The sequence below is a fragment of the Ruegeria sp. BC1 genome, from assembly GCF_056539305.1.
This window is the reverse complement of sequence record NZ_JBQFUT010000010.1, coordinates 20,108-37,922: the sequence shown is the minus strand read 5'-3', so window position 1 is coordinate 37,922 and position 17,815 is coordinate 20,108. Positions and strand designations below refer to the sequence as shown.

At 54.6% G+C, this 17,815-nt stretch carries 16 protein-coding genes; 9 read left to right on the top strand and 7 right to left on the bottom strand.

Annotated elements, in window-relative coordinates:
* The first annotated feature begins 184 nt into the window (after positions 1-184).
* Complete coding sequence (locus ACR0IY_RS18640; protein ID WP_480675973.1) at positions 185-1,921, top strand: adenylate/guanylate cyclase domain-containing protein; 1,737 nt, start codon at positions 185-187, stop codon at positions 1,919-1,921.
* Between the two features lie 156 nt (positions 1,922-2,077).
* On the opposite strand, the gene ACR0IY_RS18635 is transcribed toward ACR0IY_RS18640, so the two are convergent.
* Positions 2,078-2,647: a carboxymuconolactone decarboxylase family protein gene (locus tag ACR0IY_RS18635; RefSeq protein ID WP_480675971.1), complete on the bottom strand. Its 570-nt coding sequence runs from the start codon at positions 2,645-2,647 to the stop codon at positions 2,078-2,080.
* A 310-nt stretch (positions 2,648-2,957) separates the two neighbouring features.
* Between ACR0IY_RS18635 and ACR0IY_RS18630 the strand changes: the two genes are divergently transcribed.
* From ACR0IY_RS18630 to ACR0IY_RS18595, 8 genes are all read left to right on the top strand, one after another.
* Entirely contained in the window at positions 2,958-3,416 is a 459-nt protein-coding gene (locus tag ACR0IY_RS18630; protein WP_480675969.1) for a DUF3291 domain-containing protein, read from the top strand.
* Positions 3,417-3,998: 582 nt separating this feature from the next.
* A complete protein-coding gene (locus tag ACR0IY_RS18625; protein ID WP_480675967.1) occupies positions 3,999-5,120 on the top strand; it encodes an aromatic ring-hydroxylating oxygenase subunit alpha in 1,122 nt (373 codons plus the stop codon).
* Positions 5,117-6,652: a choline-sulfatase gene (gene betC / locus ACR0IY_RS18620; RefSeq protein ID WP_480675965.1), complete on the top strand. Its 1,536-nt coding sequence runs from the start codon at positions 5,117-5,119 to the stop codon at positions 6,650-6,652. Before ACR0IY_RS18625 ends, betC begins: the two co-directional genes overlap by 4 nt.
* Positions 6,649-7,443, top strand: a complete 795-nt coding sequence (locus ACR0IY_RS18615) for an SDR family NAD(P)-dependent oxidoreductase (protein WP_480675963.1) — start codon at positions 6,649-6,651, stop codon at positions 7,441-7,443. The genes betC and ACR0IY_RS18615 overlap by 4 nt, the downstream gene beginning before the upstream one ends.
* Complete coding sequence (kce, locus tag ACR0IY_RS18610; RefSeq protein WP_480675961.1) at positions 7,443-8,375, top strand: 3,5-dioxohexanoate:acetyl-CoA acetone transferase; 933 nt, start codon at positions 7,443-7,445, stop codon at positions 8,373-8,375. The genes ACR0IY_RS18615 and kce overlap by 1 nt, the downstream gene beginning before the upstream one ends.
* A 10-nt stretch (positions 8,376-8,385) precedes the next feature.
* The gene (locus ACR0IY_RS18605; RefSeq protein WP_480675959.1) at positions 8,386-9,804 is read left to right on the top strand and encodes an aminobutyraldehyde dehydrogenase; all 1,419 of its coding nucleotides are present in this window, start codon (positions 8,386-8,388) and stop codon (positions 9,802-9,804) included.
* Positions 9,804-10,544: an SDR family NAD(P)-dependent oxidoreductase gene (locus tag ACR0IY_RS18600; RefSeq protein WP_480675957.1), complete on the top strand. Its 741-nt coding sequence runs from the start codon at positions 9,804-9,806 to the stop codon at positions 10,542-10,544. Before ACR0IY_RS18605 ends, ACR0IY_RS18600 begins: the two co-directional genes overlap by 1 nt.
* Entirely contained in the window at positions 10,544-11,476 is a 933-nt protein-coding gene (locus ACR0IY_RS18595) for a 3-hydroxyacyl-CoA dehydrogenase NAD-binding domain-containing protein (protein WP_480675955.1), read from the top strand. Before ACR0IY_RS18600 ends, ACR0IY_RS18595 begins: the two co-directional genes overlap by 1 nt.
* Here the strand turns inward: ACR0IY_RS18595 and ACR0IY_RS18590 are convergent.
* The 6 genes from ACR0IY_RS18590 to ACR0IY_RS18565 all read right to left on the bottom strand — a co-directional run bounded on the left by ACR0IY_RS18590 (position 11,454) and on the right by ACR0IY_RS18565 (position 17,763).
* Positions 11,454-12,485 (bottom strand): GlxA family transcriptional regulator, encoded by a 1,032-nt coding sequence (locus tag ACR0IY_RS18590; RefSeq protein WP_480675953.1) that lies wholly within the window; start codon positions 12,483-12,485, stop codon positions 11,454-11,456. The two genes, ACR0IY_RS18595 and ACR0IY_RS18590, sit on opposite strands and share 23 nt — an antisense overlap.
* 357 nt (positions 12,486-12,842) lie before the next feature.
* Complete coding sequence (locus tag ACR0IY_RS18585; protein ID WP_480676238.1) at positions 12,843-13,829, bottom strand: DMT family transporter; 987 nt, start codon at positions 13,827-13,829, stop codon at positions 12,843-12,845.
* A 277-nt stretch (positions 13,830-14,106) separates the two neighbouring features.
* Complete coding sequence (locus ACR0IY_RS18580; protein ID WP_480675951.1) at positions 14,107-15,123, bottom strand: DUF2955 domain-containing protein; 1,017 nt, start codon at positions 15,121-15,123, stop codon at positions 14,107-14,109.
* The gene (locus ACR0IY_RS18575; RefSeq protein WP_480675949.1) at positions 15,113-16,177 is read right to left on the bottom strand and encodes an HlyD family secretion protein; all 1,065 of its coding nucleotides are present in this window, start codon (positions 16,175-16,177) and stop codon (positions 15,113-15,115) included. The genes ACR0IY_RS18580 and ACR0IY_RS18575 overlap by 11 nt, the downstream gene beginning before the upstream one ends.
* Positions 16,174-17,253: an AI-2E family transporter gene (locus ACR0IY_RS18570; protein WP_480675947.1), complete on the bottom strand. Its 1,080-nt coding sequence runs from the start codon at positions 17,251-17,253 to the stop codon at positions 16,174-16,176. Before ACR0IY_RS18570 ends, ACR0IY_RS18575 begins: the two co-directional genes overlap by 4 nt.
* Before the next feature lie 183 nt (positions 17,254-17,436).
* Positions 17,437-17,763: a potassium channel family protein gene (locus tag ACR0IY_RS18565; RefSeq protein ID WP_480675945.1), complete on the bottom strand. Its 327-nt coding sequence runs from the start codon at positions 17,761-17,763 to the stop codon at positions 17,437-17,439.
* Positions 17,764-17,815 lie beyond the last annotated feature (52 nt).

Sequence of the window (17,815 nt, the reverse complement as noted above, 5' to 3'; positions counted from 1 at the left end):
TCCGAAACTTCGGTTTTGTAAAGCTTAGTCGTGAATGCCCGCTTAAGGCGCTCTCTGTCCGAAAGTAAAAATCTGCGCGTTGTAATGCGGTCATCAAAACTATGGATAATGATCGCGATTTTTACGCGAAGCCCCTAATATCCCTTTGACACTCCTTCACTGTGGATACGCGGGAGGATTTTGTTTGGAGCGACACCTGGCGGCCATACTCGCGGCTGATATTGTTGGCTATAGCGCGCTTGTTGGTGCTGACGAGGTAGCCACTTTGCACGCGTACAAGGGTCACTTTAGAGCGCTGGAGCCGATTGTCGGCTTGAATGGAGGACGGCTGTTCAAAAAGACCGGTGACGGTTTTCTTGCAGAGTTTCCTTCGGCGTTTGACGCCATAGCTTGTGCGGAAACGATGCAGCGCCAGATGGTTGAGCGGAACGCGGCTCGTGGACAAAGCCCGGAAATGCAATTTCGTATGGGAATTCATGCGGGTGATGTTTTTGACGACGACGGTGACGTTCTTGGTGATGGCGTCAACATTGCAGCTCGGCTGGAAGGTCTGGCTCCATCCGGAGGTATCATCGTTTCAGGGCGGGTCTACGAAGACGTTGCAGGCAAAGTCGATGTTTCGTTCACCGAATTGGGGCCGCAATACCTGAAGAATATTGCGCGCCCTGTAACCGCCTACTCAGTGAAGGTGCCATTCGCGACTGCACCCCCGATAATTCAATCACGCCCAGACAAGCCTTCGGTGGCCGTATTGGCGTTCGACAATTTGTCGTCTGACACCGAACAGGATTACTTTGCAGAAGGTATAACCGAAGATATAATCACCAGCTTGTCCAGAGTGCCCTGGATATTCGTGGTCGCCCGAAACTCTTCTTTTTCTTACAAAGGGCTTTCGGTTGATGTGCGCCGCATCGGCCGTGAACTGGGTGTCCGCTACGTGCTGGAGGGTTCTGTTCGCGGAGCTGGTAACCGGTTGCGTGTGACTGGGCAGCTGATTGACGCGGAAACCGGATCGCATGTCTGGGCGGATCGATACGATGGGAATCTCGACGATGTTTTTGTCCTACAGGACCAGATTACTGAGGCCGTCGTAGCTTCAATTGCGCCAGGAATAAGACAGGCGGAAATAGACCGATCTGCCCACAAGCGCCCGGACACCCTGGGAGCATATGATCACTTCCTGCGGGCGCAGGCCTCAATCTACAGGTTCAATTTAACTGACGCGGACGACCACCTGTCAAAAGCTCTTTCGCTCTCAAGTGAGTACCCATTGGCCACCGCTCTTCGAGGCTGGATCCGAACTTTGCTTTGGAATCCTGACACGCGCCCAAACAAGGACCGATTTGATTACGCAGTGCAGCTAGCACATGAGGTGCTTGATGCGTCGCACGTAGACCTGGAAGCGCAAGCATATGCCGGGTACGTACTCGCGTTTCTGTCCAAAGACACAGAGTACGGCTTGTCCTTGGTGGATCGTGTGGTCGAAACATGCCCAAACTGCGTGTCAGCCTGGGGCTCCAGTTGTTTGTTGCACGGCCTGATGGGTGAGGCGCAAGCAGCCCAAGCTCATGCCAAGGAGGCCCTCCGGCTCAATCCAAACGATCCGCTGAATTACCGGGTCTATATGGGAATTAGCCTATCGCAAATCGCAGAAGAGAACTGGCACGGCCTCAAAGAAACCGCTCAAAAGATGCGTGCATTTCATAACACGGTGACTGTTTTCCGCCTGAACGAACTTGTCGCAGAGATGGCTCTTGGCAACGTGGACCGAGCCAAAGAACTTGCGCGTATTCATATGTCGCGGGAACCTGACTTTAGCGTTTCAATGTTTCGCAATATGCGAGCTCGTATCTCAATCGCAAAACCGGAGATCTATGACGCCTACTACACGATGCTGACAGCGGCAGGCATTCCTGACTAGCGCCACAAAATCCAAACCAACTGCCAATCATCGAAAGCGACCAGTACGTAGAAGAGATAATTTTCTTGTTGGTGAGATGTCTGATGAAGGCTTCCAACAATTTAACATTTACACCGCAAAAATCGGAGACACTGAACTCAAAGCGGACCCAGCTTTTTAGATATCCAGGCCATTTGCTCTGCCGAAATCAGTGTAGAAAGTCTCACTGCGAAACTCCGCGAGCGATTTCTCATCAACGTCGCTGGGATTTCTGCCTACTCTACTGATCCCTGTCCCCTCAACGAGCCGGTTCACCAAATTGAACACACCGCAAACCTGCACCGCATCGAAGAGTGCATCTTCGGACCACCCCGCGTCATAAACGGCCTTGGCATCCTCTTCAGTCATAAGGGGAGGGGAAAGAGTGAGTTTCGCGACGTAGGCCAGGACAGGTTTGAAGCGTTGATCGACGGGAGCTGAATGAAGGTCTTCCATGAGGGCTTCGATTAGTTCTGGATCAATGCCGTAGGCTCGGGCAAATATCGTATGGGCGTCGTGGCAGTAGGAGCAAGAGTTCAGCCCTGACACGTAGGCAGCGATCAATTCGCGCTCAGAAAAGGAAAGCTCGCTCTCACCCCGCATCACCAGGCTTTCATATTCGCACCAAGGGGCAAGCTTATCGGGAAACGCGCTGAACACGCTGCCAAGCGTCGCGTCTTCAGAAAGAGATGGGAATAGCCGCTTCATTGTTACCCCGTCAATAGGGCGTGAACTGATCTAGCCGATGCCTGTTATCATTCAATGCGGTTAGTCTAACAGCATTTCCATGTTTGGGAAGCGACTGCTTTGTTGTGCATGTTGGACACTGCAAAACACAGTAATGAATGTCCGGTTAGGGCAGCTACTCTACAAACGAATAAACCGCAGAGAACGTCTTTAGCGATCAGCGTCGGCATTGATCCTGCGTGCCGGATTGTAGACCGCAGATCCAGAATCGCTGGACAGAGGCAGAACTGCTGGTGACTGTAATTACCACTTTCAGCGGTGGAGATGTTTTGTGGAACAAATCGCACAAATGAATATGGGGTACTTGCTACACCCACTAGGTGATCCCCGTATTGCAGGGTTCGAGGACAACTCGGAGCGTCTGAACGCTGTCGCAGATCGATCCAAGGGTTTTATCTGGCGCCTTCAAGGAAAGGGCTACGATCTTCCGGAGAACGACACGGGTGCATTGTTTGGTCGGCCACAGGTCGCACTGGCGACACTATCGACTTGGCAGAGCTTTGCAGACTTGGAGCATTTTGTTCACAGGACTATCCATGGTCAGTTTCTGGATCGCCGGATGGAGTGGTTTGAACATGTTGACGAACCAAGCTACGTCATTTGGCCGATCCAGGCTGGCCATATTCCGAGCCTGACCGAAGGAAAGGAAAGACTTCTTCGGTTGAGAAAAGATGGGCCAAGTCCAGAGGCTTATGACTTTGCAACAGGTAGAGAATTGGTTGCTAAATAAACAGCTCAGCAACTACAAAGTCGAATCGACTTGAGATGGAAATATTCTAACAAAAATGCACTTCTGATTGAGTTCTGGTGCGTTTAAGTTGATAGAGTCACGCTACGACAATCGCCAATTGAGCGTGTATCGTGAACCGCGCGAACTATTGGGAAAATCGTGCAAAGTTATGCGCAAACATTGCGCGGAATTACGTGCGCAGACACCCAAACTTTCTGAACAAAATCAATGATAAGTGTGCAGCGTTATGCGCGCGCCAACACATCTTTTGGGCACGGTTCCAATGCTGGGTCCCCCGATCGCGATCGACAAGCGATCGGTGACCCTGAGGATTGCTTGGTGGCGGTTCCAAGCATCGCTTGGGGTAAAGCCTGTACCACGCGTATTCCCGCGTCCGAACTCGTCCGCTGAATGAAGCAATACTTTGTTTGCGTGCTAAACTAACGCCTGAAACGCGGCTACCTGCAGCGCTTTCGCGAATTCTTTTGGTCGGCGGCGGGCTAAAAATGTTAAAACGAAGGCCATTTTTGCAAAACGCCATTCTTCGTTCTTCTTAGGCTTTCTTGATACCGGGAGGATGACATGACCGATGCGAAAGCAATTTCCTATGGCTATGACGCTGACCCATCTCGATCAAGGTCGCTAAAGTCAGATGCCTATACAGAAGCCGATTGGTTTGATGCCGATCTCAGATCCGTCATCTCCAAAACCTGGCAGTGGGTGTGCCACGTCGAAAAGGCGCGAGATGCCGGATCTTTCGTCACCGTGGAAATCGCAGGGCATCCGATTGCGGTAGTACGTGACAGTCAGGGAACGCTTCGCGCTTTCTACAATGTTTGCAAACACCGCGCCCATGAACTGTTGTCCGGCGAAGGTAAGACCACCCGGATCATGTGCCCCTATCATGCATGGGTCTACAAGCTTGACGGCCAATTGGCGCGTGCTCCGCATACGGAAAACCTTGTTGATTTTGATGTCAAAGATATTTGCCTGGATGAGGTGCAGGTCGAGGAATTCTGCGGGTTCGTTTTCGTCAACCTTGATCCGATGGCCGCCCCGCTTTCCGAGCAATCCGGCAACCTTGAAACCGAGGTGCGCCATTGGGCACCAGACGTGGATCAACTGACCTTTGGGCACCGATTGACGTATGACATCAAGTCCAACTGGAAGAACGTCGTCGACAATTTCCTGGAATGTTACCACTGCCCGACTGCGCATAAGGATTTCTGCGAATTGGTGGACATGAATACCTACAAGGTCACAACCTACGGTATCTATTCCAGCCACATGGCCGATGCGGGCCAGAACGCAAACAGCGCCTATGATGTGTCAAACGCAACCGTCAAAACCCACGCGGTTTGGTGGCTATATCCCACAACCTGTTTGATGCGCTATCCGGGACGGTCCAGCATGATCGTGTTGAACATCATCCCCGTTGGCCCGGACCGGACGTTGGAAACTTATGACTTCTTTCTTGAGACACCAGAACCAGACGCGATGGAGCTTGATGCGATCCGGTATCTGGACGAGGTGCTACAGGTCGAAGACATCAGCCTTGTTGAAAGCGTGCAGCGGGGCATGAACACGCCTGCCTTTTCCCAGGGCCGCATCGTGCATGACCCTGACGGATCGGGAAAATCCGAGCATGCTGTGCACCACTTTCATGGCTTGGTTTTAGATGCCTATGCCAAAGGTGCATCGTGAAGCGGCCTAATATCCTTGTGATCATGGCAGACCAGCTGGCGCCACAGTTCACTGGGACCTATGGGCATGAGGTCGCTAAAACGCCGAACCTGGATACTCTGGCGGCACGCGGGATGCGTTTCGATGCGGCCTATTGCAACTCTCCGCTTTGTGCCCCGTCGCGATTTTCGTTCATGTCGGGTCAACACATCAGCCGGATCGCCGCGTATGATAACGCATCTGAATTCAAGGCGTCGGTACCGACCTTTGCCCATTACCTGAAGTCACTCGGATATCGCACCTGCCTCTCGGGAAAGATGCATTTCATCGGTCCTGATCAGATGCACGGGTTTGAGGACCGCATTACGACCGACATCTATCCCGCCGATTTTGCCTGGACACCTGACTGGGAAGCCCCGGATGAGCGGATCGATAAATGGTATCACAATATGCAAACCGTCAAGGAAAGCGGTCTGGCCCAGGCCACTTTCCAGATCGACTACGATGACGAGGTTGCCTTTGCCGCCAAGCGCTGGCTTTTCGATAGGGCGCGGGACAGGGCGCATGGCCATGACGCGCCTTTCGCGATGGTGGCCAGCTTCATTCATCCCCACGATCCATATGTGGCACGACCTGAATGGTGGAACCTCTATTCGGACGACGAGATCGATCTGCCAGCTTATGTTCCTGCCCTCGAAGATCAGGACGCATTTTCACGGCGCCTGATGAACGGGATCGAGGCGTCATATGTTCCTTTGACCGAAGATGAGGTGCGCCGTGCCCGCCGTGCTTATCTGGCCAATGTCAGCTATTTCGACAGCAAGATCGGAGAGCTGGTTCAAACGCTCGAAGAGACGGGCGAGCTGGACAATACCATCGTAATGGTGACAGCGGACCACGGCGACATGCTGGGGGAACGCGGCCTGTGGTACAAAATGAATTTCTTTGAATACTCCGCCCGGGTTCCACTGGTCATGGCGGGCCCCGACGTGGCTATTGGCGTCGCGCAGAATGCGGTGTCATTGGTGGATCTTCTTCCAACATTCATCGAAGTCGCAGGCGGTGATACCTCGATGCTGGGAGAGCCGATTGACGGGCGCAGTTTGCTGCCGCTGATGCGGGGTGAAGATGACCCGATTGACGAGGCCATCGGCGAATACTGCGCTGAAATGACAGGTTATCCCGTCATCATGATCCGGCGCGGACCGCTTAAATACATTCACTGTGACAGTGATCCGGCCCAACTGTATGACCTGAGTAAGGACCCGCTGGAAACGACCAATGTCGCAGCCGACCCGGGCTATGCAGATGTGTCGGCCAACTTTGCCGCAGAGATCGCAGAGCGATGGGATGGCGCAGCTTTGCGCCGCAAGATCATCGCGACCCAAAAGTCCCGCCGCGCGCTGCACGCGGCCATGGAAGCGGGTGCCAGCGCGCCGTGGGATTATAACCCGCCATCTGAGGCGAGCCAGCAATATGTGCGCAATCATATGGATTGGACGGTGGCGGCCAACCGATACCGCTACCCTCCGTTAAAGGACCAAGGACAATGATGCTGAACGGGAAAATCGCCCTGGTGACGGGTGCACGGGGTGGGATCGGCCGCGCGATTGTGGCGCGGTTTCTGAAAGAAGGCGCCCTCGTCTATGCGGCTGATCTGACGCCAGAAGGGTCGTTGGACAAACACGACGATGACGGCAGCCACTTCGTCAAGCTAGATGTCACGCAAGAGACTGATGCCATTGCCGCCATGAAACAGGTTCGTCAGGCCCATGGCAAGCTGGATATCCTCGTGAATGCTGCCGGGATCGAAATCGAAAAGACAGTCGAAGAAACAACGCTTGAAGAGTGGAACCAGAGCTTCGCGGTGAACTCCACCGGGACTTTTCTGACCTCGAAATATGCGTTGCCACTGATGCGGGAGGCCGCGAAATCCGGCAGTAGTGCCAGCTTGATCAATTTCGGGTCCTACGACGGGTTTATTGCTGATCCCGGTCTGGCGGCCTATTGCGCCACCAAGGGCGCGGTGCATGCGCTGACGCGGGCGATGGCCTGCGATCACGGCCCCGAGGGTATTCGCGTCAATGCGATTTGTCCGGGGTATATTGACACGCCGATGTTGCAGAGCTTTTTCAACGGGGACGGCTCGGGTGGTGAGGGCGGCAATATCGAGACCCTGCAAAAGGCGGTCCGCGATGTTCATCCGATACGCACCTATGGTACGCCCACAGACATCGCCAATCTGGTCAATTGGCTTGCTTCGGATGAGGCCCGCTATGCCTCGGGTCAGCTTTGGGTGCTGGATGGGGGGCTGTCGGCGCAAGTCCAGCAGATGAAACTCTGATGCCCAAATCCGTCATCATCACCTGCGCCCCGACGGGCGGCATCCATACCCCGTCCATGTCACCGTACCTGCCGGTCACACCTGCAGAGATCGCAACCGCCAGTATCGAAGCCGCCGAGGCAGGCGCGTCGATAATCCACCTTCATGCCCGTCACCCCGAAACCGGAAAACCCGACCCGCGGCCAGAGCTGTTCCAGCAGTTTCTGCCGGTCATCAAACAATCGACGGACGCTGTGATCAATGTCTCAACAGGTGGCGGGCTTGGTATGTCGATGGATGAGCGCCTCTTGGCCGCGACATCGGCCAGCCCCGAGATGGCCAGCCTCAACATGGGGTCAATGAACTTTGGTATCTTCCCGATGCTGAAGAAATACAAAGATTTCCAATATGATTGGGAACGCCCCTTTCTGGAGATGACCGAAGATTTCATCTTTCCCAACACGTTCAAGACAATCCGCTACGCCATCGAGAAACTGGGTGGCGATCATGGCACCAAGTTCGAGTTCGAGTGCTATGATCTGGGTCACCTCTACAACGTGAAATGGTTCGTGGATCAGGGGATCATCAAGCCACCATTCTTCATCCAGATGGTGTTTGGCATTCTAGGCGGCGTCGGTGCGGACCCCGACCATCTGGTTCACATGCACAACACGGCAGACAAGCTTTTTGGGGCTGCAAATTATGAATGGTCAGTTCTGGCTGCAGGTCGCCACCAAATGCCCTTTGCAACGCAAAGCGCCATGCGGGGTGGCAATTTGCGCGTAGGTCTGGAGGACAGTCTTTTCATTGGTAAGGGTGAGCTTGCCAAATCCAATGCCGAGCAAGTGATCCGCATTCGCGACATTATCGAAGGTCTTGGTCTGAGGGTTGCCACCCCTCAGGAGGCGCGGGCGCGTCTGGCTCTTAAAGGTGGCGATCAGGTTGGGTTCTAGGGAGAACCAAATGCATTCAAAGATGCTGATCAACGGAGAATTGGTAGAAGGTGCAGGCGAAGCTCTTGATATCCTGAACCCGGCAACGGGTGAGATCATCTGTGCAATCAACGAAGCTGCCACTGACCAGGTTGAAGCGGCGGTCCGTGGTGCGGCCGAGGCGTTCGACACATTTGCGACCGTGCCTTCTGCTGAACGCGCGGCACTGTTGTTGCAGATTGCAGATGTCATCGAGGCGCACAGTCAGGAGCTGGCCGAATTGGAAAGCCTTGATGTGGGCAAGCCGTGGCCCTCTGCCCATGACGATGAGATGCCGCTCACGATAGATGTGTTCCGGTTCTTTGCCGGGGCGGCGCGTACCATGACGGGTTCTGCCGCTGGCGAATATGTGGCTGGACATACGTCGATGATCCGCCGCGATCCGATTGGTCCGGTCGCGGCCATCGCGCCCTGGAACTACCCGCTCATGATGGCCTCATGGAAGCTAGCTGCACCGATCGCAGCCGGTTGCCCGGTGGTGCTGAAGCCGTCCGAGATTACGCCGCTTTCCACGTTGCGTTTGGCAGAGCTGTTACGGGATATCCTGCCCAAAGGGGTGCTGAATGTCATCCATGGGCGCGGTTCCAGTGTTGGTAACGCCTTGATCAACAGCCCTGAAATGGAAGCGATCAGCGTGACAGGTTCGCCCGCAACAGGCATGGCTGCAATGCGGGCGGCGTGGCAACAAATCCGACATGTCCATCTGGAGCTGGGCGGCAAAGCTCCGGTCATTGTTTTCGAGGATGCTGACTTGGACGTGGTAGCCGAAACGATCCGCTACGGAGCTTTTTTCAATGCGGGTCAGGATTGCGCCCAGCCGTGCCGCGTGATGGTTGCGGACGGCGCGTATGAAAAACTCGTGGCGGCGATTCAGAATCAAGTGGGCCAGATCCAGATCGGTGCACAAAAGGCAGAGGGCACGGAAATGGGGCCATTGGTTTCGGACGCGCAAAGAGGCCGGGTCGCTGGTTTCGTGGAGCGGGCGCGGGGCGCAGCTGAGATCGTAACGGGCGGAGCAGAGGGCGAAGGGAGCGGGTTTTTCTATCAACCAACGGTCATCGCGAATGTCGAAAACGATGCGGAGGTCGCCTGCGACGAGGTCTTTGGTCCCGTTGTCACTGTCTCGCGGTTCTCTGATGCCGAAGACGTGCTCAAGATCGCAAATGGGGGGCGCTATGGTTTGGCCTCGTCTGTCTGGACCAGCAACGTTGGCCGCGCGATGCAGATGACTTCGAAACTGCGCTATGGCTTCACCTGGGTGAATACACATGGTGTTGCGACACCTGAAATGCCGTGGGCTGCGATGAAAGGCTCTGGCACCGGCAGTGACATGTCAGTCTATGCTTTGGATGCCTATACTGCAATTCGCCATGTGATGGTGGCACACTGATGCGGTTGGTTGGCAAGCGGGCCTTTATCTCTGGCGGCAGGCAGGGAATTGGCCGTGGGATTGTCGATGCATTTCTGACCGAGGGGGCCCAGGTCACGACCTGCGGGCGAGGCGCACGCCCAACTGACTTACACGCAGAGGTTGGCTGGCATGAGCTCGATGTTTCGGACTCAGGGGCGGTAACGGCTGTCGCGAAGGCAATGCAGACCACGGATATTCTGGTGAATAACGCCGGAGTTCAGGTCGAAAAAACCGTCGTTGAAAGCACGGACGCGGATTGGGAACTGGTGATGGGGGTTAATGCGCGGGGTGTGTTCAATTGCTGCCGCGCTTTCATCCCGCAGATGCCCAATGGATCTTCGATCATCAATATCGGCTCGATCTCTGGCTCTGTCGCCGACCCGTCGATGGCGCTTTACAACGCATCAAAAGCCTTCGTGCATGGGTTAACACGCTCTATCGCAGTGGATCATGGACCGGGTATTCGGTGCAATGCGATCTGTCCGGGGTGGATCGAAACAGGCATGCTGAACGCCGGGTTTGAGCTTGCCGACGATCCTGCGAAAGCCAGGAAGGACGCGCTACTACGGCATCCGGTTCGGCGCTTTGGTACGCCGGCCGACATTGCGTCCATAGCGGTTTGGCTGGCCTCGGATGAGGCTGCTTTCGCCACTGGTCAATTGTTCACTATCGACGGCGGTATGACATCGGGTTCTCCGCTTAATCCGGGGTTGTTCTGATGGCTGAGATTGAAAGTACCGCTGTCCTTGGTGCTGGGGTCATTGGCGCAAGCTGGACGGCCCTGTTCCTTGCCTCTGGCCGCAGCGTCACCGTGTTTGACCCAGACCCGAACGTTGAAAGCTCCGTGCGATCATATGTCGAAAAATCATGGCCCGCGCTGGAGGAGCTGGGGCTGACATCGCGTGCCACACCCGATGCCGTTCGGTTTGTGGTGACAGCAGGTGAGGCTGTTGAAGGTGCTGAATTTATTCAAGAAAACGTTCCTGAACGCTTGCCGATCAAGCACGCGACCTATCAGGAAATCGAACCTGTCTTGTCGTCTGGTGCCATCGTGTCCAGCTCTACATCCGGTTTGACGCTTGAGGCATTGCAGGAGGGCTGGCGCGATCCAGGCGCTTTGATTCTCGGGCACCCGTTCAACCCGCCTCATCTGATCCCATTGGTTGAGCTTACCGCCAATGCCGCAACACGAGCGGATGTTCTGGACCGGACCGAGGCGTTTTACGAAGACATCGGCAAAGTCACGATCCGTATCAAGAAAGGGCTTCCGGGCCATGTGGCAAACCGCCTGCAAGCCGCGGTTTGGCGCGAAGCCGTTCACATGGCCGTAGAAGGCGTGGCTAGCGTCGAGGATATCGACAAAGCGATGTGGGCGGGGCCTGGTCTTCGGTGGGCCGCGATGGGGCCGACCACGCTCTTTCACCTTGGAGCGGGCGAGGGAGGGCTTGAGGCCTTTTGCGACCATTTCAAAGATACGTTCAATGACTGGTGGGACGACCTGGGGGATCCGCGGCTGGATGACAAGACAGTCAAGCTGTTGGTCGAAGGTATGGCCGCTCAGGCCCAGGGCAGGAACCCGGAAGAGCTGTCAGCTCAGAGGGATAAAATGCTCACCGTAATGCAAACTGCTACCCGGCATCTGCGCTCTTGATCGTCGGCGCGTACATTGGCCAGGCTCTGAACTCGAACGGCACGCGCCCTTCGACGCGGTCGGCGCTGGGCGAGAGGCCAAACCGCTGACTATAGGCCCTGCTAAAATGAACCTGACTGTTAAAGCCTGAAGCGGCCGCGATTTCGCTGAACTTCAACTCGGTCTGTGTCACCAGGCCCCTCGCTCGATCCAAGCGGATGTCACGGTAATACTCGATTGGTGACTTCTTGACGTATTGTCGGAACAACCGGCTAAGCTGACGGTGCGATACGTTCAATTGTTCCGCGATTTCTGGAATCGTTAAAGTGTTTTCAAGATGTGCTTCCATCAGGTCGATTGCCAGACGGACCACACCGGATATCACATAACCGGTTGGCTCCACCACTTTTGGGTTTTGCGACCGATCTTCGCCTCGGACGTCATGGTGGAATAAGTATCTGGCTGTAGCATTAGCGATACTCTCGCCGGCAATGGCCTGCACGAACTGCAATCCCACGTCGGTAGACGCGGACCCGCCACAGCATGTGAAAATGCGGCCATCCACAACGTACATATTCTCCGAAACCGTGGTGTCTGCCGCGATTTCCATGAATGCGTCGATATGTTCGTAGTGAACGGTCGCAGTTTTACCCTTCAGAAGACCGGCGTTGGCGAGGATGATCGCCCCTGTGTCCAGGCCACCACTAATAGCACCAGACCTATCCCACTTTTGCAGCGTGGTCCGAAGCTGAAGCGACGAGTGCCGCTCGGGCGTCCAGCTGGAACTTACAAGAACAAGCCAAGGTTCATTTTCCCGAAGTTCACCCAACGGCTTGGTTTTGACCACCAACCCGCTGCTGGACTCGACGCTGCCGCCGGTCTCCGACGCAAAAATCCACGAGAACTTGGTCGCCCCGGTGAGGTAATTTGTAACACGGAATGGGTCGATAAATGACGTCGTCGCCGACACATTAAAGTGCGGTGCGACGAAAACAATGATTTCCAGCTGTGAACTTACGGCCTCGGTCATGGCTAATTACTTAAATGAATGGCCGAAAATGTTAAGCTTTTGGTGCGTTTTTTCCTTAGGGCTATGATGAGTTTTTACCAACAAGCCCTCCGGTTCAGACCCAGTCGGTGATGCGTGGAATTTAGACCGAATTCGCGCTGATGAAGCCCCCTGCGAAAGTCTGAATTGATTGTCGAACAGTGTGGTTCTCGCAAATTGGGTCAACACCCTGATCAGAACATAGCGGGCGGTGGCGCGTAGCTCAGTCTCTTTGAAAGCGGGCCCACTATTTCATAGCCTATATCCATGCCCAACAAGCTTTGGTGCATTATATCCTTGATAGTCATGGGCGGTTTTTTACCTTGCCAGCATTTGTACCTAGTAACGGCTCTGAGCTCTCTTTTCAGAGACAACGTTTCGCGTTTTCTGACGTTCTCGCAAAAAGACAAACATGCCCGATCCTAAGATCAACGCGATGCCGATCGCGACAGGCAGGTTTGGTAGTTCACCCCAAATCAACCACCCCCAGAAAATAGCCATCGGCAGACCGGCATATTCAAACGGCGCCACGGTAGCGGCATCCGCCATACGGTAAGCTTGGCCAAGGCAATACCCGATGACTGCAGCGTTGAACCCAAGCCCGATAAACAACCAGCGGTCAGTTCCTTCGGGCCAGACCCAAGCGCGCAGTAGGAAAACCAAGCCCTCGTTTTCAACTTCGCTCGTAAAGCGCCCATCCCCTGCCGCGGACCAAAACAGCAGGCTGACAATGATAAAACACGTCTGAACATATACAGCCATCGCAGAGGCCTTGGATGTCGCACCGAGGAAACGGGTGAGCACGTTGTTGAGCGCATAGGTGAATGCAGCAACAACCGGCAGAGCATACATCAGCAAACCAACCTCACGCTCGCTGCCAGCCTCCCAAGGTCGGGTCATGATCACCACTCCGACGAATCCTGCAAGCACTGCACCAATCCGCATTGGCCCGACTTTTTCGCCTAGCAAGGGGATGCTGAGTAAAGTGATCATAAGGGGGGCGACGAAGAACACTGCGGTCGCTTCGGCCAGAGGCATCACCGCCAGAGCCGTAAAGAATGTCAGGTTGGCAACGACGATGAGCAAGCCGCGCAAAATATGCAGTCCCGGCTGATCGGTTTTCAGGATACGCCAACCGCCTTCGATCTGCACAAGGGCAAAACTGAACCCGATTCCGATCAACGACCTTGTAAAAACCATCTGATGCAAAGGGTAGCCGCCAGACAGGAATTTGATCAGCATATCGTTGATAGAAATCGCCAATATTCCTATCAGAATGAACGTAATGCCGGCTGTTGGGTTATGTAGTTTTTGATCCGCCGACATGGAGTACCCTTTCAAAAGTCCGTTAGCACGGGCCGATAAAAGGGTCATGTCACATTGCGACACCCCTTTTCGAACATTCAACCTAAGCTGAGGTCAAGCTGAGTTCGAGGGAGTGCCGAGGCACCACAATCGCGCTCAAAAGTATTACTATGGTGCCACGTACTGGAGTGAGAATTCTGGTCTGAGTTCAAGATCAGTGTACGTGTGCCGATGGGTAGGACATCGACAGCCAGGCTCGGGTCAGTCGTCCGATGTGAAGCACCTTCAAGTCGTTTCGTCAGGCGTTAGCAAGCTTTTCGGATTTTTTCTCAGGCCAGAACTCATCCACCACAACATAGGCTGCGATTACGAAAAATGCGGCGCTGGCGACTTGCAGAACACGCGTGATGCTCTTGACATCAGCCTCGTCCGAAAAGGGTGCAATCGATCCGCCATAAACGATCAGCGCCGTTGTGATGGCCGACCCGGCTGCGGCGGCAAGCGGAGTCTGAGTTTTTCCCAATGCGCCAAGCGTCAGGCAAAAGAAAAAACACAGCAAGACAGGTGTCAGAATGACCGGTGCGATCACATTGACCTCATAGCAGAGGATGGACACTGCAGCCCCAAGCAAGTTTGCGGTCAGCATGGCCTTGGCGACAGTTTTCCCCGCCGCCGGCATCGCCGCAAGCTGTTGGCTGAGAAGGGCGACAAAAAACAGAACAAGCAAAGCGGACGCGCCGGACACGAAAAAGACCATGGCAAACGGCACCGTAACCAGCGACATTCTGACGATGCGCCGATGCGGGTCAAAGTCGGTTTGCGATGCTGCTTTTTTCTGGGCATCGGTCTGTGGTTCCGCGGGTATTACGACGAACATCAGTGTTGACACGAAACCTGCAAAAAGCAGGTTTGCTGGAATCCAGAACACAAGCACCAGGGCCAAATCCTGCGACTGCAGTACAAGGTTCGGGATCATCAATGCCCCCATCAGCGCAATGACCCCAGGCAATACCCCTGCCCCTGAGACCGACCACGTAAACGACAGAATTATTCCGATAGCCACGAGAATAAGAAACACAACGGGGTAGGGTGAAAAGATCGACGACAGCAGGAAGGATATGAACATCAACCCGATAGAGAAAACGAACAGCTTGCCAAAGGCAGCCAGCGGCAGTGCGGCGGGGGCTTGCAGGAAAAGAGCTGTGAACACGGCCCCAACCACGGCCAGCGGCCACCCCAGAAACAACCCAAGCGAGAAGACACCAGTCACACCCAGCGCGAGCCGGGTGACAGATCGCCGATCTTCAGTACGCATAGGACAGGACGGATACGAGACGGATATAAGTCCGGCCTACGAAGTTCAGCAGTGCGTTGTCGCTGAGATACATGATCACGTCGGCCTGCCCGTTTAGCTGAAACCGAAGATCGTCTTCAGTGCTTCCCGCCTCGTACCCCGGCAACACGATCCGCACCGGGAACCGTTCGGGTTCGCGCAAGAACCCTTTGGTGCTGGGCGCGCTGGCCAGTTGGCCCGGCTCGTCCCCGCCACTCAGGGACACGGCCGCGCTGAAGCTTTCGATAACGCCCGGAACGATCTGGCCGGGATGCATGTCCAGAACCACGTCGACCGGAGACCCCACCGCGGCCCGGCCCATGTTGTTTTCGGTAAAATAAGCCTCGATCCAGATGTCTGTTGCGTCCAGAAACGTCAACAGATCTTGTCCTGACCGTGCATAGGTGCCCGGTGCAATCAGAAGATTGGAAATAACGCCTGTTGCAGGGGCGCGCAGTTCTGTCCATTCAAGGTTAAGTTCGGCATCGGCCAATGCTGCCAAGGCGCGCTGAATCTTCGGGTTTTCTACTCCTTCGTCACCCAGCCTCTGCTTGGCTTTTTCCAGATCCGCTTTGGCATTTTCATAATTCGCCTCGGATTCTGCCAGCTGCCCCCTTGCATCATCTGCCTTTGATATTGCAATCAGGCCTTTCTTTTCCAGCGCGAACACTCGCTCGGTCTGAATGCGCATCGTGTCCAGGTCACTTTGCGCGCGCGCCAGTTTTGCTTGTGCGGCACTAACTTCGGCTGAGGATGCCCCGACCTCCTGCGTTGCAGATTCAAGGTCGGCCTGCGCCTTGTCGCGCTGAATCTCATACGGTCTGGGATCAATGCGAACGAGGACATCACCCGCAGAAACAATCTGGCCGTTTTCCACTAGAACTTCGGTCACGGTCCCGGTGACCTGAGGGACGATCTGCGTGGCTACGGCTTTGACGCGTGCATTTCCGGTAAACGGTGTTTTGCGATCAGCGACCAGATACCAGACAAGAAAAACAAGAATGACCGCAAGTGTGGTCCAAATCGTCTTTCTCATTTCGCCGCTCCTTCGGCAGCGGTTTCTGCATCGGGTGAGGCATCGATCCACACTTTGAACAGCTCATAAAAGACTGCAAACAGAACCGGACCCATGAATATACCGATCAGGCCATAGGCCATCATGCCGCCAAGGACCCCGATGAGGATGACAAGCATGGGCGTTTCCAACCCTTTCGAGATAAAAACAGGCCGCAGGAAGCTGTCCATAATGGTCACCGGAATGGCCAGAATTGTGAAGACAAGTGCTGCCCCGCCAGACATTGTGCTCCATGCGTAGATGATCACCGGCAACAGAACCAGGCCGGGGCCGATTTGGATGATCGAGAGGATCAAGCAGATGAACGCCAGTGTAGCAGCCGATGAGATTCCAAAGACTGTCAGCAAGACCCACACGACGACAGCCTGAATCGCGGCGACGCCGATAACGCCCTTGGTCACGTTTCGGATCGTGGCCCCGGCCAGAGTGACAAACTCACCGCCGCGCGGCGCAAAAACGCGGTTGGCAAAGCGTTGAAGCCCTTGCACGAGGTTCGGCCCGGGGCTGAACAATGCCCCCATGATCAGAACCGAAAGCGCCAGCGCCAAAAGTCCAATCCCGATACCCAAAACCTTTCCAAACAGCGACTTTGTGATTTCAAGAATTTGTGCACCGTATTTGGCCAGTGCACCATCCAGATTGCGTTCGAACATTGTCCAGACATCGGCAATCTTGTCGCCAACCAGCGGCAATTCCTTAAGACCTTCGGGGGCAGGTGGGATTTTCAGTTCGCCGCTGTCGGCCTGTTCCGCAAACTCCGACCCAAGATCGGCCGCGCCGGACACTGCCGTTGCGACCGGGCCCAATGTCAGCACCAAGCCCAACAAAACCAGGATCGTTGCGGCAAGTGACTTGCGTCCTCCCAACTTGGCCTGAAGCCAGTCGAATACCGGGTAAAGTGCAACGCAAAGTATCGTTGCCCAGATCACAACGCTTGCCAGAGGCGCGATCATCACCAAGGCGCTGTAGAGGAATAAACCGAGGAAAAGCAATCGTATTGCAAGATCGACTATTTTTGCATCCTGAGTCTTTTCCATACCATCCCTCCAAAGCTTTTCTTTGATTAATGTTACACTCAAAAAACGCGATGTGTATATTTTTTTAAATTTAGGAGGGTTTGTGCCAGTCTGAAGAACCACCAAAAATCATAGAGATAGCCGCACGGGGGCGTTGGTAAAACGACCCGTACTCCAATACATTCTGACCAGCTATGACAAGGTTTACTTGTCGGCTTTGTCGTCACCCTGAGACAGGATCGTATCCGCAACCGTTGTCGCGGCCGTCACAAAGATACCCAAACCAACGATGATGTAGACCATCGTAAAAATCTTGCCTGCGGCGGTTTCTGGGGAAAAGTCACCAAACCCCACTGTCGAAATTGTCACGACGGAAAAATAGATGGAATCAAGCCAGCTCCACCCTTCGACAAAGTGATAGAAAACCGATGCCCATAGTATCATGCCGACCGTAAAGGCCAGCAGACCCTTCACCCTACCGTCCCTGAAAGCGACACCTATCCCGCGTGTAATTCTGGTTAATGAGTTCATGATGCTCCCCTTTTCCAAACGAGAGCATGTCCGGCGGAATTTGTAAAACTCT

Coding starts and splice junctions, on each gene's coding strand:
- ACR0IY_RS18635 (WP_480675971.1), bottom strand. CDS start 2,647: ATGAAGCGGCTATTCCCATCTCTTTCTGAAGACGCGACGCTTGGCAGC.
- ACR0IY_RS18625 (WP_480675967.1), top strand. CDS start 3,999: ATGACCGATGCGAAAGCAATTTCCTATGGCTATGACGCTGACCCATCT.
- ACR0IY_RS18615 (WP_480675963.1), top strand. CDS start 6,649: ATGATGCTGAACGGGAAAATCGCCCTGGTGACGGGTGCACGGGGTGGG.
- kce (WP_480675961.1), top strand. CDS start 7,443: ATGCCCAAATCCGTCATCATCACCTGCGCCCCGACGGGCGGCATCCAT.
- ACR0IY_RS18605 (WP_480675959.1), top strand. CDS start 8,386: ATGCATTCAAAGATGCTGATCAACGGAGAATTGGTAGAAGGTGCAGGC.
- ACR0IY_RS18600 (WP_480675957.1), top strand. CDS start 9,804: ATGCGGTTGGTTGGCAAGCGGGCCTTTATCTCTGGCGGCAGGCAGGGA.
- ACR0IY_RS18595 (WP_480675955.1), top strand. CDS start 10,544: ATGGCTGAGATTGAAAGTACCGCTGTCCTTGGTGCTGGGGTCATTGGC.
- ACR0IY_RS18590 (WP_480675953.1), bottom strand. CDS start 12,485: ATGACCGAGGCCGTAAGTTCACAGCTGGAAATCATTGTTTTCGTCGCA.
- ACR0IY_RS18585 (WP_480676238.1), bottom strand. CDS start 13,829: ATGTCGGCGGATCAAAAACTACATAACCCAACAGCCGGCATTACGTTC.
- ACR0IY_RS18580 (WP_480675951.1), bottom strand. CDS start 15,123: ATGCGTACTGAAGATCGGCGATCTGTCACCCGGCTCGCGCTGGGTGTG.
- ACR0IY_RS18575 (WP_480675949.1), bottom strand. CDS start 16,177: ATGAGAAAGACGATTTGGACCACACTTGCGGTCATTCTTGTTTTTCTT.
- ACR0IY_RS18570 (WP_480675947.1), bottom strand. CDS start 17,253: ATGGAAAAGACTCAGGATGCAAAAATAGTCGATCTTGCAATACGATTG.
- ACR0IY_RS18565 (WP_480675945.1), bottom strand. CDS start 17,763: ATGAACTCATTAACCAGAATTACACGCGGGATAGGTGTCGCTTTCAGG.